At 71.7% G+C, this 14,607-nt stretch carries 12 protein-coding genes and 1 pseudogene; 8 read left to right on the top strand and 5 right to left on the bottom strand.

Annotated elements, in window-relative coordinates; all coding sequences use genetic code 11:
• Positions 1–5 precede the first annotated feature (5 nt).
• Together ABZY45_RS27685 and ABZY45_RS27690 are read right to left on the bottom strand one after the other, a co-directional pair.
• Entirely contained in the window at positions 6–164 is a 159-nt protein-coding gene (locus ABZY45_RS27685; RefSeq protein WP_356744067.1) for a hypothetical protein, read from the bottom strand.
• Between the two features lie 208 nt (positions 165–372).
• Positions 373–1,140, bottom strand: a complete 768-nt coding sequence (locus tag ABZY45_RS27690; protein WP_356744069.1) for a GntR family transcriptional regulator — start codon at positions 1,138–1,140, stop codon at positions 373–375.
• 300 nt (positions 1,141–1,440) lie between these two features.
• Here ABZY45_RS27690 and ABZY45_RS27695 point away from each other — a divergent pair, with 300 nt between their 5' ends.
• Entirely contained in the window at positions 1,441–2,124 is a 684-nt protein-coding gene (locus ABZY45_RS27695; RefSeq protein WP_356744071.1) for an alpha/beta hydrolase, read from the top strand.
• 212 nt (positions 2,125–2,336) lie between these two features.
• Here ABZY45_RS27695 and ABZY45_RS27700 read toward each other — a convergent pair whose 3' ends face one another.
• Entirely contained in the window at positions 2,337–3,221 is an 885-nt protein-coding gene (locus tag ABZY45_RS27700) for an RNA polymerase sigma-70 factor (RefSeq protein ID WP_356744073.1), read from the bottom strand.
• Positions 3,222–3,397: 176 nt separating this feature from the next.
• Between ABZY45_RS27700 and ABZY45_RS27705 the strand changes: the two genes are divergently transcribed.
• Positions 3,398–4,261, top strand: a complete 864-nt coding sequence (locus ABZY45_RS27705; protein ID WP_356744075.1) for an alpha/beta fold hydrolase — start codon at positions 3,398–3,400, stop codon at positions 4,259–4,261.
• Between the two features lie 15 nt (positions 4,262–4,276).
• Here the strand turns inward: ABZY45_RS27705 and ABZY45_RS27710 are convergent.
• Positions 4,277–5,122: pseudogene (locus ABZY45_RS27710) on the bottom strand (DMT family transporter); the annotation flags it as partial.
• 47 nt (positions 5,123–5,169) lie between these two features.
• On the opposite strand from ABZY45_RS27710, the gene ABZY45_RS27715 reads away from it, so the two are divergent.
• The 3 genes from ABZY45_RS27715 (at position 5,170) to ABZY45_RS27725 (ending at position 10,132) form a co-directional block, all read left to right on the top strand.
• Positions 5,170–6,801, top strand: a complete 1,632-nt coding sequence (locus ABZY45_RS27715) for a PLP-dependent aminotransferase family protein (protein ID WP_356744077.1) — start codon at positions 5,170–5,172, stop codon at positions 6,799–6,801.
• Between the two features lie 71 nt (positions 6,802–6,872).
• The gene (locus tag ABZY45_RS27720) at positions 6,873–8,453 is read left to right on the top strand and encodes an alkaline phosphatase D family protein (protein WP_356744079.1); all 1,581 of its coding nucleotides are present in this window, start codon (positions 6,873–6,875) and stop codon (positions 8,451–8,453) included.
• A 254-nt stretch (positions 8,454–8,707) separates the two neighbouring features.
• Positions 8,708–10,132 (top strand): GNAT family N-acetyltransferase, encoded by a 1,425-nt coding sequence (locus ABZY45_RS27725; RefSeq protein ID WP_356744189.1) that lies wholly within the window; start codon positions 8,708–8,710, stop codon positions 10,130–10,132.
• On the opposite strand, the gene ABZY45_RS27730 is transcribed toward ABZY45_RS27725, so the two are convergent.
• Positions 10,026–11,282, bottom strand: coding sequence for a PLP-dependent transferase (locus tag ABZY45_RS27730; protein WP_356744191.1), 1,257 nt, complete (start codon positions 11,280–11,282; stop codon positions 10,026–10,028). The genes ABZY45_RS27725 and ABZY45_RS27730 overlap by 107 nt on opposite strands.
• Positions 11,283–11,342: 60 nt before the next feature.
• Between ABZY45_RS27730 and ABZY45_RS27735 the strand changes: the two genes are divergently transcribed.
• The 3 genes from ABZY45_RS27735 to ABZY45_RS27745 all read left to right on the top strand — a co-directional run bounded on the left by ABZY45_RS27735 (position 11,343) and on the right by ABZY45_RS27745 (position 14,604).
• Positions 11,343–11,873 carry an Lrp/AsnC family transcriptional regulator gene (locus ABZY45_RS27735; protein ID WP_356744081.1) on the top strand — a complete coding sequence of 177 codons (531 nt, stop codon included), beginning with the start codon at positions 11,343–11,345 and terminating at the stop codon, positions 11,871–11,873.
• Between the two features lie 69 nt (positions 11,874–11,942).
• Positions 11,943–13,634, top strand: a complete 1,692-nt coding sequence (locus tag ABZY45_RS27740; protein WP_356744083.1) for a DUF885 domain-containing protein — start codon at positions 11,943–11,945, stop codon at positions 13,632–13,634.
• 91 nt (positions 13,635–13,725) lie between these two features.
• Positions 13,726–14,604 carry an ATP-grasp domain-containing protein gene (locus ABZY45_RS27745; RefSeq protein WP_356744085.1) on the top strand — a complete coding sequence of 293 codons (879 nt, stop codon included), beginning with the start codon at positions 13,726–13,728 and terminating at the stop codon, positions 14,602–14,604.
• Positions 14,605–14,607: the final 3 nt, after the last annotated feature.

The following is a 14,607-nucleotide window of genomic DNA, read 5'->3' on the forward strand; positions in this document are numbered from 1 at the left end:
GACGGTCAGCCGCCGGCCTTCCCGTCCTCGTACACCGACTGGCGGCCCAGCGTCCCGCCGCGCGGGTCGAGCGACTGGCGCTGTTCCACGAGGGAGACGTAGTCGGGGGTCAGCCACGGGCCGGGGCAGGCGTCGGCGGGGTGGATGCGGCAGCGCAGCGGCAACAGTTGAGGCCGCTACCGGAAACGGACCTAACGCCCTCTGAGAGCGGCCCCGGGCCGGCCTGAAGCTGTCACGCAAACGGGTCTGCGCCGCTCAGCTGAGAGCGCAAGGACGGTACTGGAGTACCTCGCTGCGCAGGTCCACCTCGAGCGCGCAACCCCGCGCGTGTACCGGCTTCCGACGGCAGGTGCGCGGGCGCGCGTACCGGCTTCAGGAGGCCTTGCGCTCCTGCTCCTCGTCGCTGATCTCCAGTGCTCCGGAGTCACCGAACGTGAGACGGCAGGTGTCGGCCCGGTATGTGGCGACAGAGACAGCAGCCGTTCCGGCGGCGGCGAAGTACCGGGTCGTGACCACGAGTACCGGTGCTCCCGGAAGCCTGTCGAGCTCCTTGGCATCGTCAGCACGCGCAGATCCGAGCTCCACCGAGCGGTCCTGGCCTTCGAGGCCACGGCGGTGCAGCTCACGCATGACGCTACGGGCCCGGGCGGGTCCGGACGGCGCGTCGATCGCGGACAGTTCGGGCACGGACGCTGCGGGAACGTAGAGCAGCTCGGCCGCCACGGCCTGTCCATGGGAGACCCGGATACGGCGTACGACGTGCACAAGTTCGTCGGCGCCCACGTCGAGAACAGCGGCAACCGATGCCGGAGCGGTGGCACTGACGCACTCGACGGGCTGCCACGCCTCGTCCGATTCCCCGCCCGCCCAGCCGTGCTGAGCCGTGGCGACGGCCACTCCGACGCGCGGTGGGGCGACGGTCGTACCGACGCCCCGGCGTCGCTGGAGCCGGCCTTCGAGCTCCAGCTGCTCCAGAGCCTGGCGAAGCGTCGCACGGGCGACCCCGAAGCGCGCGGCGAGTTCGCGTTCGTTGGGCAGAACCTCTCCGACCGCGAAGTCCGAGTCGAGTGCCTCACTGAGCACGGTCTTGAGGTGCCAGTACTTCGGCTCCTGCACCGATTCCAGCTGCGTGGTCCCCACCCTGTCCTCGCAATCGCTCGGCGGCTTTTCCGCGACGTTATTTATTAAAGGTTCCTGCCTTAACGTTCAGACCATAGGACGGCGCAGGACCTTGGTCAAGACCAATCCTCACCTGTGACAGAGCGGCACGACTCACTTCCGCAGAGCGTTCACGGGACGTTCGTGCGCCCGTGAGGCCAGGCAACATGGAACCGTCGCGCCCCACGGTCGGCCGCCGCCTACGAGCACACCGCCCCGGTGTCAGACGCTCCCGGTAGCGTGCGGACAACGCCGATCCGACTCCTCTCCGGGAGCACCACCGTGGACATCCTGCTCATCGCCGGCCTGTGGCTCGACGGATCCGTCTGGGGCGACGTCGTACCCGAACTCACCGCGCTCGGCCACCGCCCCGTGGCGCTCACCCTCCCGGGCCAGGGCGACGGCAACAGCTCCGCGACTCTCGACGACCAGCTTGCGGCAGTACTCGCCGCGGTGGACGCCGCGCCTCAGAAGCCGCTGGTGGCAGGGCACTCCGCAGCGTCGACCCTGGCCTGGCTGGCTGCCGACGCACGACCGGAGAAGGTGGCCAAGGTCGCCTTGATCGGCGGCTTTCCCGCCGCCGACGGGCAGGCGTACGCGGATCACTTCGCGATCGAGGGCGGTGCCGTGCCCTTTCCGGGTTGGGCTCCCTTCGAGGGCGCGGATGCCGCCGACCTGGACCCGACGGCCCGGGACCGCTTCGCGTCCGCCGCCCTCCCCGTCCCCGAGGCCGTCGCACGGGGAGTCGTGCGACTGACGGACGAGCGCCGCTTCGGCGTCCCCGTGGTGGTGGTCTGCCCTGAGTTCGGCCCCGCCCAGGCCGAGGAGTGGGTGGCCGGCGGCGAGAGTCCTGAGCTCGCCCGCGCCACCCACGTCGAGTACGTGGACCTCGAGTCGGGCCACTGGCCGATGGTCACCCGCCCCTGGGAGCTCGCCCACGTCCTGGCGAAAGCCGCCACGCCATAGGGGGCCCGCACGGGCGACCGGATGCCGCTACGAGATGGCGGATGCCCGGGCCGGCATGCGGGCGCACCCCCGCAGGTGGCCGGGCGGGCGGGTGGCCGGGCGGGTCGTCGAAAGCCGGTGAGCGAGTGGTCGGAAGGCAGTCGGGCGCGCGGTCCGGCCCCGTAGTCGGACAGGGCCGAACCACGCGAATCGGTCCGGACGGCGCCACCTCCTCAGTCGACCGCCAGCGCGCCCAGCTTCTCCGGATTACGGAGGATGTAGACGCACTGGATGACCCCGCCGTCGACCTCCGCCTGCACGACCGTGTCCGCCTTGCCGTCCACGCTGAAGACCAGCGCCGGGGCGCCGTTGACCTCCAGCATCCGGACGTCGGGCGCCCCGCCCCAGTCCTGCCCGACGGCGACGAGGAAGCGGCCGACCTTGCGCGCGGTCTCGATGATCCGCCGGGGTGCCTTCGCGTTGCCCCCGCTGTCACCGACCAGCCGCACATCGGGAGCCAGAAGGCTCAGCATCTGCTCCAGGTCTCCCCCTGCCGCTGCGGACAGGAAGCGCTCGGTGAGATCGCGCCGTACGGCAGGATCCACGTCGTACCGCGGCTTGCGCTCCTCCACATGCCGCTTCGCCCGACCGGCCAGCTGGCGCACCGCCGCCTCCGACCGGTCCAGGGTGGCGGCGATCTCCGCATAGGGGAAGCCGAAGGCCTCGCGCAGGACGAAGACCGCACGCTCCAGCGGGGACAGTGACTCCAGCACGACGAGCACGGCGAGAGACACGGACTCGGCGAGCACCGCCCGCTCGGCCGAGTCGGGCACCGTCGTGCCGAACTCGGTGACCACGGGTTCCGGCAGCCAGGGCCCCACGTACGCCTCGCGCCGGGACCGCAGGTGGCGCAGCCGGTCGATGGCCAGGCGCGTGGTGGTCCGCACGAGGAAGGCCCGCGGCTCCCGCACGTCCCCCCGGTCCGCGGACGACCAGCGCAGCCACGCCTCCTGCACGACGTCCTCGGCGTCGGCGACACGGCCGAGCATGCGGTAGGCGACCCCGGTGAGGACGGAACGGTGTTCTTCGAAGACATCGGTCACGGTGTCGGCAGTCACCGCCCCATCCCAGCCGACGCGCCCGGTGGTGTCCAGCGGGAATCGCACTCCCCCCGCACGCCGGGAACGCGCCGAGGACTCACCCCCTTGAACTGCAAGCTACTCGGCGGTAATCATTGTCGACGGACAGTCTCGTTCTCTCCTTGTCCGGCCCGCAGATCGTCCCGAGGAGCAGCATGGCCACCACGGTCTCGTTCGCAGTCGACTCGCCCGCCGGCCGTCGCGTCGTCAGCGTCGCGTACGAACGACGCGGCTCCGGTGAGCCGTTGGTGCTGCTGCACGGCATCGGTCATCACCATCAGGCGTGGGAGCCCGTCCTGCGCATCCTGGCGTCCGAGCGGGACGTCATAGCCGTGGATCTCCCCGGATTCGGCGCCTCGCCGGCACTGCCGGACGGTCTCGGGTACGACCTGCACACCCTGGCCCCGCTGCTCGGCTCGTTCTTCGAGACGCTCGGTCTGGTTCGCCCGCATGTCGCAGGCAACTCACTGGGAGGGCTGATCGCTCTGGAGTTGGGCCGGCGAAACCTCGTTCGTTCGGTGACTGCCCTCTCCCCCGCCGGGTTCTGGACCCAGGGTGAGCGCCGCTACGCCTTCGGGGTGCTGCGTGCGATGCGCGGAGCGGCACTCACGATGCCGATGCCCCTGATCCAGCAGCTCTCGAAGAGCGCTCCCGGGCGTACGGCACTGACGAGCACCATCTACGCCCGGCCCGGCCGCCGTTCACCCGGCGCGGTCGTGTCGGAGACCGTCGCCCTCCGCGAAGCCACCGGTTTCCGCCAGACGCTGGAGGCCGGTCTGTCCGTCGCGTTCACCGACGACGTACCCGAGGTGCCGGTCACGGTCGCCTGGGGTACCAAGGACCGGCTGCTCCTTCGCCGCCAGGGTGTCCGGGCCAAGCACACCATTCCGGGGGCCCGCCTCGTGCGCCTGCCCGGCTGCGGCCACGTTCCGATGAACGACGACCCCGCCGCCGTGGCTCGGGTGATCCTCGACACCAGTCGTCGGCGAGGCGGGGCGCTTCCGCCCGAGGACGCCTGATCCGAGCGCGACCCCCAGGCCCACCAAGAGACTCCCCGCGCCCTGGCCGATGCCGTACGTCCCGGTGCCCACCAGAGGCGCGGTCAGCGCGGCCGACACGGGGATGAGCCCCGAGAAGAGCGCGGCGCGCTCGGCACCGATACGCCGCATCCCGCTGTACCAGCACACGAAACCGATCACCGTGACCACAGCCGCCTGCCAGAGCAGTGCGACCGTCTCCGTGGGCGTGGGGACCCGCAGAAAGCCTCCCCCGTCGAGCAGTACGCCGAGTAGCGCGGACTGCGCGGCCGCGACGGCGCACACGGCCGCGGACAGCGACTTCGGGCCGAGGCGGCGCAGCAGCGGCACGGCCAGGACCGCGAAGCCGACCTCTCCCGCCAGCGCGCCCAGCGAGTAGAGGATGCCTGCCGGGTCGGTCCGGCCCCACCCCTGGACCGTGAACGCTCCGGCGGCGACAAGGCCGGCGGCCCGGAGAACCCCGGCGGACGGCCTGCGCCCTTCCATCGCGGGCACGAGGACTCCCACGACGATGGGCGCACATCCGACGAAGACCCCCGGAACCGCCGGCTCCGCCGTACGTTCGGCAGCCAGGACGGCCAGATTGAAACCGACCATCCCGATGGCGGCGAGAGCTCCCAGCCGGCCCCACTCCCGGCCGGTGAGCGCCCGCGGAGCAACCGTCCCCCCTCTGCCTCCCCGGTCGAGGAACGGCAGGAGCAGCAAGGCCGCGAGGCCGTACCGCAGAGCCTGGCCACCGGCGTACGGGTAGTCGCCGAGCACGCTGTTGGCGGTGAAGGATGCTCCGACCAGGGTGCAGGCGAGTGCGGCGAGCAGGGACCCGCGCAAGGAAGTTGCGTTCATGCGGACGACGCTAGATTTCCCGGTGGACCCGCTTAAGGTCCACTTCCATGATGTCTACGGGGACCAATTCGCAGCCCACCACTCCGGCGACGGAAGACGGCCCACCCGCGTCGGCCGCATGGGAGTTGCTGCTCCCCGCCGTGTCCGCGCCCCCACGCCGACGCGGTCGGGCCTTGCAGTCGGCGTTGCGCGAGGCCGTGCGTTCTGGGCGGCTCCCGGCCGGAACGCGTCTGCCCGCGAGCCGGGAACTGGCCGCCGATCTCGGGGTGTCCCGCGGACTGGTGACCGAGGCGTATGAGCAGCTCACAGCGGAGAGCTATCTGCGTGCCGGCCGGGGCTCGGGCACCTGGGTGAGCGACACCGTGCGCCCCTCCGCGGGGAGGGCGCGGAACCTTTCACCGCGTGCGCCGGGCACACGGGTGGACTTCCGGCCGGGCACTCCGGATCTGTCGCTCTTCCCCCGGAGCGCCTGGGCCTCGGGGCACCGCGCGGCCCTGGACCGGCTGCCGCACGTCGCTCTCGGATACCCGGACCCGCGAGGCCTCCCGGAGCTGCGCACGGCGCTCGCCTCCCTGCTGACCAGGCGCCGGGGGGTGGTGGCCGATCCGGAACGGTTGGTGGTGTGTTCGGGAGTGGCCCAGGCGACGACACTGCTCGGCTTCGTCCTGCGCGGACGCGGTGAGACAGCGGTCGGCGTCGAGGACCCCGGAAGCCCTGAGCATGCCTCCCTGTTCGGCTCCACCGGGCTGACAACGGCCGCGCTTCCGCTCGACGGCGAAGGTCTCGCCATGGGGCCGCTGCTGAGTTCCGGGGTCCGCGCCGTGGTCACCACACCGGCTCATCAGTTCCCCACCGGCCTCGCCTACTCCGCCGAGCGACGCGGCGCGCTGCTCGACTGGGCCCGGGAGACGTCGGGGGTGATCATGGAGGACGACTACGACGGCGACTTCCGCTACGACCGGGCACCGGTGGGGGCGCTTCAGGGTCTGGACCCGGAACACGTGGTGTACACCGGCTCGGTCAGCAAGTCCCTCGCGCCCGGCCTGCGGCTCGGCTGGCTCGTCGCACCGGCGTCGATGACCGACGAGATCGTCGCGCGCAAGCGGACGATGGACCTCGGCAATCCCTCCCTCGACCAGGCGGTGCTCGCCGACTTCGTCGCCGGCGGGGGGTACGACCGTCAACTGCGGCGCTGCCAGCGCGCGTACAGGGAACGCCGGGACGCCTTGACGGGTGCACTCGCCGCGCACTTCCCGGGGACCGAGGTCAGCGGAATCTCCGCCGGCCTGCACATCATCGCCCGGTTGCCCCGGCGGTACGGCCCGCAGGACGTCTTCCTGCGCCTGGCGGCCGCGGCGGGTGTCGCGCTGCGATCGCTGGACTCCTATGCGGCAGCGGCCCCCGGCCGAACCGAAGGCACCGAGGGCACTGGCGGGACCGAAGGGCCCACGGACACCCCGGCCACCCGAGGCACCACAGGAACCACAGGCACCCCAGCCACCGGCAGCGGCGACAAGGACGCAGGGGCCGGCACGGTCCGGCTGGTACTCGGATACGCGCATCTGCCCCCTTCCGCCATCGAACACGGCGTGGGCCTTCTGGCGGACGCGGTCCTGGCGCGGGGACGGCGCGACCGTTGTTCACCTCCGGTTGGGGTGGCCGCTGCCACCGGGGACTAGGTATGGGTGCGCAAGAAGCCTGCACGGAAACGCCGTTCCGGCAGCCCCCGCTCGCCCTTGGAGGCGCATCGATGCCGAACCGTCCCCGCATCCCGGCCCCGGGCCGCCGCACCGTTCTGCGCGGCTCGCTCCTGGCCTCGGCCGCGGCCGTCGTGCCCGCGACGCTCACCACCGCGCCCGCGTTCGCGCTGTCCGGCCGCCCGAGCGCGTCGTGGGGCGTACAGGTCGGTGACGTCACGACCTCGTCCGCCCTGGTGTGGGTACGTTCCGACCGCCCCGCCCGGATGGTGGTCGAGACGTCCGCGACCGGTTCGTTCCGCCGCGCCCGCAGGTGGCACGGCCCTCTGATCGGCGCTCTCACTGACTTCACCGGCACGACCCCGCTGTACGGGCTGCCTGCGGGTGAGCAGGTGCACTACCGCGTCATCCTCGAGGACCCGCACGACCCCCGCCGTACCGGCAAGCCGGTCCACGGCACCTTCCGCACCGCTCCGGCCACCCGCCGGGACGGGGTGCGGTTCCTCTGGTCCGGCGACATCGCGGGCCAGGGATGGGGCATCAACCCGGACATCGGCGGCTACCGGGTCTACGACGAGATGCGCCGCCTGGATCCGGACTTCTTCCTGTGCAGCGGCGACAACATCTACGCGGACGGGGTGCTCGAGCCCAGCGTGACCCTGCCCGACGGGCGGATCTGGCGCAACATCACGACGCCGGAGAAGTCGAAGGTCGCCGAGACCCTGGACGAGTACCGCGGGAACTTCCGGTACAACCTGCTCGACGACAATCTGCGGGCGTTCAACGCGCAGGTCCCCTCCATCATCCAGTGGGACGACCACGAGGTGCGCAACAACTGGTATCCCGGGCAGATCCTGGACGACGCCCGTTACACGGAGAAGAACATCGACCTGCTGGCCGCGCGTTCGATGCGGGCGTTCCGCGAGTACTTCCCGGTCCCGACGCTTCAGGGCTCGCCGGAGGACAGGCGCATGCACCGCGTCGTGCGCCACGGGCCGCTGCTGGACGTGTTCGTCCTGGACATGCGGTCGTTCCGCGACGCCAACTCTCCCAACCGGCAGTCCGACGACACCACGGGCATCCTCGGCGCCGAGCAGCTGCGCTGGCTCAAGCGCGAGCTCTCGCGGTCGCGTGCGGTGTGGAAGGTGATCGCCGCCGACATGCCGCTCGGGCTGGTGGTCCCCGACGGTGCCACGGACTTCGAGGCGATCGCGCAGGGCGATCCCGGCGCGCCGCTCGGACGAGAGCTGCAGATCGCCGAACTGCTGCGCCACATCAAGGACCAGCGGATCACCGGCACCGTCTGGCTGACCGCCGATGTGCACTACACCTCGGCTCAGCACTACGCGCCCGAGCGCGCGGCGTTCAAGGACTTCGCGCCCTTCTGGGAGTTCGTGTCCGGGCCGCTTGCCGCCGGAGGCTTCCCGGCCAACGCGCTGGACGGGACGTTCGGGCCCGAGCGTGTCTTCGTCCGGGCACCGGACCGGACGAACGTGTCCCCGATGGAACAGCCGCAGTTCTTCGGGGAGGTGGACATCGACGGCGGGAGCGGCGAACTGACCGTGCGGCTGCGGGCCCAGGGCGGCACGGTCCTGTTCTCCAAGGTGCTGCAGCCGGGGCGTACCGGACAGTGACCGCCGGCGGCCCCCCCAGCGCCGCCCCGTCCCGCCCCATGCCACACCCCGTGACCGGATCACCGACCGGATCGGCGCACACCCCGTAACCGGGAGGGCGCGCACGTCGAGGCCGGGCGGCTCCGGACCGCGCCGGCGGCCTCGGGCACACGCGAAAAAAGTACAGAAGCCGACCAGATCCACACGTAACCCATCGGTCACAATCCGTTCGTGATCAGGCAACACCGTTCGGTCACAGTAGGGACATGACTGATGTGACATCCGCGAAGAGTGCCCGCCGTCCGCACCACTGGCGGCGGGACCTGATCGAGCTGGCGGCACTGTTCACGGCCGTTGCCGTGGCCGACGCGATCGCCAATCTGATCGGGCACCAGCCCGACGGCCCTTATCTCCTCGGTGCCTCGGCCGTGGCCCTGGTGGCCACGGCCGCGTTCCACACATGGTGGGCACGCAGGCACAGTCACGCCCCGCCGCCGGATACCGGCGCCGGTCCCGATGGCGGGTCCCCGTCCGCTGACGCCGGTACCGACGCCGACGAGGTGACCGAAACGGTGCTGTGGCGGATGCGGACGACCGTGCGGGACGCCCCCGGCACCCTGGCCGCCCTGTGCATCGCCCTTGCCCGCCACCGGATCGACATCCTGACCCTGCAGACCCACCCGCTGGCGGAAGGCACCGTCGACGAATTCCTGCTGCGTGCCCCGGCGGCGCTGCCGGCTCAGCAGCTGACCCGGGAGATCTCCGCCGCGGGCGGCTCCTCGACCTGGATCGAGCGCGCGGACGCCCACGACCTGGTGGACACGCCCACCCGGGTCCTCGGCCTCGCCACCCGCACCGCGCTGGACGCCGCCGAGCTCCCCCTCGCACTGCGTCAGCTCCTCGGCCGGTGCACCATCCACTCGTTGCCGGCCCTCTCCGTCACCGGACGCCCCACCGGGGAGAGCGCGCCCGTGGAAGGCGTCCTGGAGGACACCGTGATGCGGCTGCGCGATCCCTCGGGCGGCGTGATCACCGTGGAGCGGCCGTATCTTCCGTTCACCCCGACCGAGTTCGCCCGCGCCCGTGCCCTGGTCGAGCTCGACGCCCGGCTCGGCCCGCGCGTCCCGCGCAGCGAGGACGTGCTCACGCTCCCCGAGGGCAACGAGATCACTGTCCGCCGCGCGGACCGTGCCGATCTCGATGCCGCCCGCGCCATGCACGACCGCTGCTCCGACCGCACCCTCGGTCTCCGCTACCACGGCCCGGTCCGGGACGCCGACCGCTATCTGGACCACCTGCTGAGCCCGCGCTACGGCCGCACACTCGCCGTGCAGACGGCCTCCGGCCGGCTGGTGGCGCTCGGCCACCTGCTCTGGGACGGGGACGAGACCGAGGTCGCCCTCCTCGTGGAGGACGACTGGCAGCGCCGTGGTATCGGCTCCGAGCTCCTCGGCCGGCTGGTCACTCTGGCCGTCGAGGCCGGTTGCGACAGCGTGTACGCCGTGACGCAGGCCCACAACACCGGCATGGTCGCGGCCATGCGGGCGCTGTCGCTGCCTCTCGACTACCAGATCGAGGAGGGCACCCTCGTCATCACCGCCCGGCTGAACCCGTCGGCCTCGCAGCCGGCGGACGGGTCCGCGGCGCCGGTGTCCCAACCGCAGCCACAGGCCGGACAGGCGCAGCAGCTTCGTCGCTGAGCGCCTGACACAGGTCGGCCCAGAGGTCCTCGACGTCCTCGAGGCCGACCGACATACGCAGCAGACGGTCGCCGACCCCCGCGGCCCGCCGGTCTCCTTCAGCCACGATGCGGTGGCTGATGGAGGCCGGATGCTGGATGAGCGTGTCCACGCTGCCGAGGCTCACGGCGGGAGTGATCAGCCGGACGGCGGAGATGATCCTGTGGGGGTCCCCGAAGACCTCGAAGGACACCATCGCGCCACCCACGTCCGGGTAGTGGACCCGGGCGATGCGGGGATCGGCCGAAAGCCTGCGGGCCAGTTCCGCGGCGGAGGCCGAGGCGGCCCTGATCCGTACCGGCAGCGTGGACAGACCGCGCAGGAGCAGATAACCGGCCATCGGATGCAGGACTCCCCCGGTGGCGAAGCGCACCTGGCGCAGGGTGGCGGCGAACTCCTCGTCGCAGGCGACGACTCCGCCCATGACATCCCCGTGGCCACCGAGGTACTTGGTGGCGCTGTGCAGCACGATCCGGGCGCCGTGTTCGACGGGCCGCTGGAGCACGGGCGTCGCGAAGGTGCTGTCCACCAGCAACGGCACGGATCCGCAGGAGTGCGCGACAGCTCGGATGTCGATCTCGGCCAGCGTCGGATTGGCGGGCGTCTCGACCATCACCAGACCGGTGTCGGGCCGGATCGCCTCGGCTATGCCCGCCGGGTCCGTCCAGGTCACCTCGGTGCCCAGCAGCCCTGCGCCCAGAAGGTGGTCGCTGCACCCGTAGAGCGGGCGCACCGCGACGACATGCCGCAGGCCCAGGCTCGCGCGGGCCAGCAGCACCGCGGTGAGCGCCGCCATTCCGCTGGCGAAGGCGACGGCGCTCGCGGTGCCCTCCAGACGGGCGAGGGCCGTCTCGAAGCGAGCCGTCGTCGGGTTGTCCAGCCGTGCGTAGACCGGCGGACCGTCCGGCTTGGCTCCGGTGGTGGCGAAGGCGTCGATACGCGCGGCCTCGCCCCGCGAGTCGTACGAGGGATAGGTGGTGGACAGATCGATCGGCGCTGCGTGCAGCCCGAGAGAGGCGAGATCGTCGCGTCCCGCGTGCACGGCTTCGGTGGCGAGCGCCCTGGACCGGAAGGGTGCCGGGGGTGTCGGTGAGGTGGCTTCGGTGTCCATGGCAGCCAGCTTGAACATCGACCGGGCTTCCATGCCCCCAAGCCGTGCTACGTTCGCCGAATGCCTGAATCCGTCGCTCTCGATCCGGTCGATCTGCACATTCTGCGATTGCTCCAGAACGATGCCCGGACGACGTACCGGGAGCTGGCCGCCGAGGTCGGGGTGGCCCCCTCGACCTGCCTGGACCGGGTGGCGCGGCTGCGTCGCTCGGGGGTGATCCTCGGGCACCGGCTGCGCCTCGACCCGGCGAAGATCGGGCGCGGTCTGGAGGCGCTGCTGCTGGTGCAGGTCCGCCCGCACCGCAGGGAGCTGATCGGACCGTTCGTCGAGCGGATCCGGGCACTGCCGGAGTCCCGGGCGTTCTTCCACCTCACAGGACCCGACGACTATCTGGTGCATGTGGCCGTGGCCGGACCGTCGGATCTGCAGCGTCTGGTGCTGGACGAGTTCACCTCCCGCCGTGAGGTGGCGCGCGTGGAGACGCGGCTGATCTTCCAGCAGTGGGAATGCGGTCCGCTCCTGCCACCCTCGGCAGAGGCGCGGACACAGGGCGGGGCCCCGGAGCCGCCACCCGGTACCCCGGCTCCGTAACGTCTCGGGCCCTGACGGGAAGTCGATTTCCCCGTGACGAACAGGCCGTCGCCGTACGAGGATGTCCATATGTCAGACACTTCGAGCAGCGCACTGCCGCGCCAGGTCGCCGACGCGTACGTCGACGCATACATCGAACTCGACCCCATCACCGGTACCTACCTCGGTGTCGCGGAAAGCTCCCGCCGGCTGCCCGATTTCTCGCCCTCCGGTCAGGCGGCCTCGGCCGAACTCATCCGCCGCACCCTCGTGGAGCTCGACGCCGCGGAGAAGGTGCCGGGGGCGGAGGCCGAGGAGGAGAAGCGGTGCGCACGGCTGCTGCGGGAACGCCTGACGGCCGAACTCGCCATCCTCGACGCCGATGAGGGCCTGCGGGCCGTTTCCAACATCCACTCCCCGGCCCACAGCGTCCGGGAGGTGTTCACCGCGACACCGACCGCGACGGACGAGGACTGGGCGGCGGTCGTGGACCGCTTGCGGGCCGTGCCCGCCGCGCTGGAGGGATATCGCGCCTCGCTCGCTCTCGGGCTGGAGCGCAAGCTCTACGCGGGCCCGCGCCCGACGGCGACGTTCGTCGGACAGCTGGGCACATGGGCAGAGGGCGAGGGCGGCGGTCCGGGGTTCTTCCAGGACTTCGTGGCCGGGGGCCCGGACTCCCTCCGCACGGAGCTGGACGCAGCCGCCGGAGAGGCGGCCGCGAGCCTCCTCGCGCTGCGGGACTGGATGAGGGACGTCTACGCCCCCGCCGTCGAGGGCGCCCCCGACACCGTGGGCCGCGAGCGCTACGCCCGCTGGTCGCGCCAGTTCAACGGTACGGATCTGGATCTGGACGAGGCGTACGCGTACGGCTGGTCCGAATACCACCGGCTGCTGGCCGAGATGAGGACCGAGGCGGAGAAGATCCTTCCGGGCGCCGGGCCGTGGGAGGCGCTCGCCCACCTCGATGTGCACGGCAAGCACATCGAGGGCGTGGACGAGGTGAGGGTCTGGCTGCAGAGCCTGATGGACGAGGCGATCGAGGCGCTCGACGGCACCCACTTCGAACTCGCCGAGCGTGTGCGGAAGGTGGAGTCCCGCATCGCCCCGGCGGGCGGCGCCGCCGCTCCGTACTACACCGGGCCGTCGGAGGACTTCTCGCGCCCCGGCCGCACCTGGCTGCCCACGATGGGCGAAACCCGCTTCCCGGTGTACGACCTGGTGTCGACGTGGTACCACGAGGGCGTGCCGGGCCACCATCTGCAGATCGCGCAGTGGACACATGTCGCCGAGAGCCTCTCGCGCTACCAGGCATCGATCGGACACGTCAGTGCCAACGCCGAGGGCTGGGCACTGTACGCCGAGCGGCTGATGGACGAGCTGGGCTTCCTGCCCGACGCGGAGCGCCGCCTCGGCTATCTGGACGCGCAGATGATGCGTGCCTGCCGGGTCATCGTCGACATCGGCATGCACCTGGAGCTGGAGATCCCCGCGGACTCGCCCTTCCATCCCGGAGAGCGGTGGACGACGGATCTGGCCGAGGAGTTCTTCGGCAACCACAGCGGCCGGCCCGCCGACTTCGTGGAGAGCGAGCTGACCCGCTACATGTCGATGCCGGGGCAGGCCATCGGCTACAAGCTGGGTGAGCGGGCCTGGCTGCTGGGCCGGGAGAACGCCCGTAAGGCGCACGGTGACGCGTTCGACCTGAAGGCCTGGCACATGGCTGCCCTGTCCCAGGGTTCGCTCGGCCTGGACGACCTGGTGGACGAGCTGTCCCGGCTCTGATCCCGGGGTGCCGGGGACCGGTGGGCGGCCACCGGCCCCCGGCTCGCCCCTCACCCGCCCGCCCGTCTCCGGCACGAAGGACGAGTCCCGCATGACCACGCCCGGTTTCCTGTTCTGCCGCGACCCCCTGCGGCCCGGCGGTGTGGATCCCCAGTTCGCGCCTGAGGCGGCCGTGCTGCGGCGGACCGGTGCGCGTGTGGTGCTGGTCGACCACGACGCGTTGCTCGCCGGGGACGCGGGGGCCGCCGTGGAGCGGGTACCGCGGGGCTCGGGGGCCTACCGGTACCGGGGCTGGATGGTGCCCGCCGCCCGTTACGAGGAACTGGAGCGGGCTCTCGTCGCCCGTGACTGCGTCCTGCTCACCGACGCCGCCGCTTACCGCTCGGCCCATGAACTGCCGGGCTGGTACGAGACGTTCGCCGGCCTCACACCTCGTAGCGTCTGGCGCGCCCTTTCCCCGGGAGATCCGCTGCCGGACCCGTCGGTCTGGGCCGGCCTGGCCTCAGCTCTCGGCTCGGGCCCCGGCATCGTCAAGGACTTCGTGAAGTCCCGTAAGCACGAATGGCACGAGGCGTGCTTCGTCCCTGAGCTGACGGACGCGGAGCGGCTCGCCGCCGTCGTCGGCAGGTTCGTCGAGCTGCAGGGTGAATTCCTGGCGGGCGGGGTGGTGTTGCGTGCCTACGAGCCCTTCGTCGCGGGTGGTGAGGCGCGGGTGTGGTGGGTGGACGGCGACCCGGTGCTGGTGACGGCCCACCCGGACAGCCCCGGCCAGGTGCCGGCGCCCGGTCTCGACGACGTCGGCGAGGCCGTGCGCCGCCTCGGCTGCCGCTGGGTGACCACCGACATGGCGCTGCGCGAGGACGGGGTGTGGCGCGTGGTGGAGGTGGGCGACGGTCAGGTCAGCGGCCTGCCCGCGGGGGACGACGGCCGGGACCTCTTCGGCGCGCTCGTCGGCGGCGGGAGCGTCTGAGCC

This window comes from Streptomyces sp. NPDC006516 (assembly GCF_040611875.1).
In the GTDB taxonomy this organism is placed as follows: Bacteria; Actinomycetota; Actinomycetes; order Streptomycetales; family Streptomycetaceae; genus Streptomyces.

Excerpts from the sequence above, each read along its gene's own strand:
- ABZY45_RS27705 (WP_356744075.1), top strand. The coding sequence starts at position 3,398 with ATGGCCACCACGGTCTCGTTCGCAGTCGACTCGCCCGCCGGCCGTCGC.
- ABZY45_RS27715 (WP_356744077.1), top strand. The coding sequence starts at position 5,170 with ATGATGTCTACGGGGACCAATTCGCAGCCCACCACTCCGGCGACGGAA.
- ABZY45_RS27720 (WP_356744079.1), top strand. The coding sequence starts at position 6,873 with ATGCCGAACCGTCCCCGCATCCCGGCCCCGGGCCGCCGCACCGTTCTG.
- ABZY45_RS27730 (WP_356744191.1), bottom strand. The coding sequence starts at position 11,282 with ATGGACACCGAAGCCACCTCACCGACACCCCCGGCACCCTTCCGGTCC.
- ABZY45_RS27735 (WP_356744081.1), top strand. The coding sequence starts at position 11,343 with ATGCCTGAATCCGTCGCTCTCGATCCGGTCGATCTGCACATTCTGCGA.
- ABZY45_RS27740 (WP_356744083.1), top strand. The coding sequence starts at position 11,943 with ATGTCAGACACTTCGAGCAGCGCACTGCCGCGCCAGGTCGCCGACGCG.
- ABZY45_RS27745 (WP_356744085.1), top strand. The coding sequence starts at position 13,726 with ATGACCACGCCCGGTTTCCTGTTCTGCCGCGACCCCCTGCGGCCCGGC.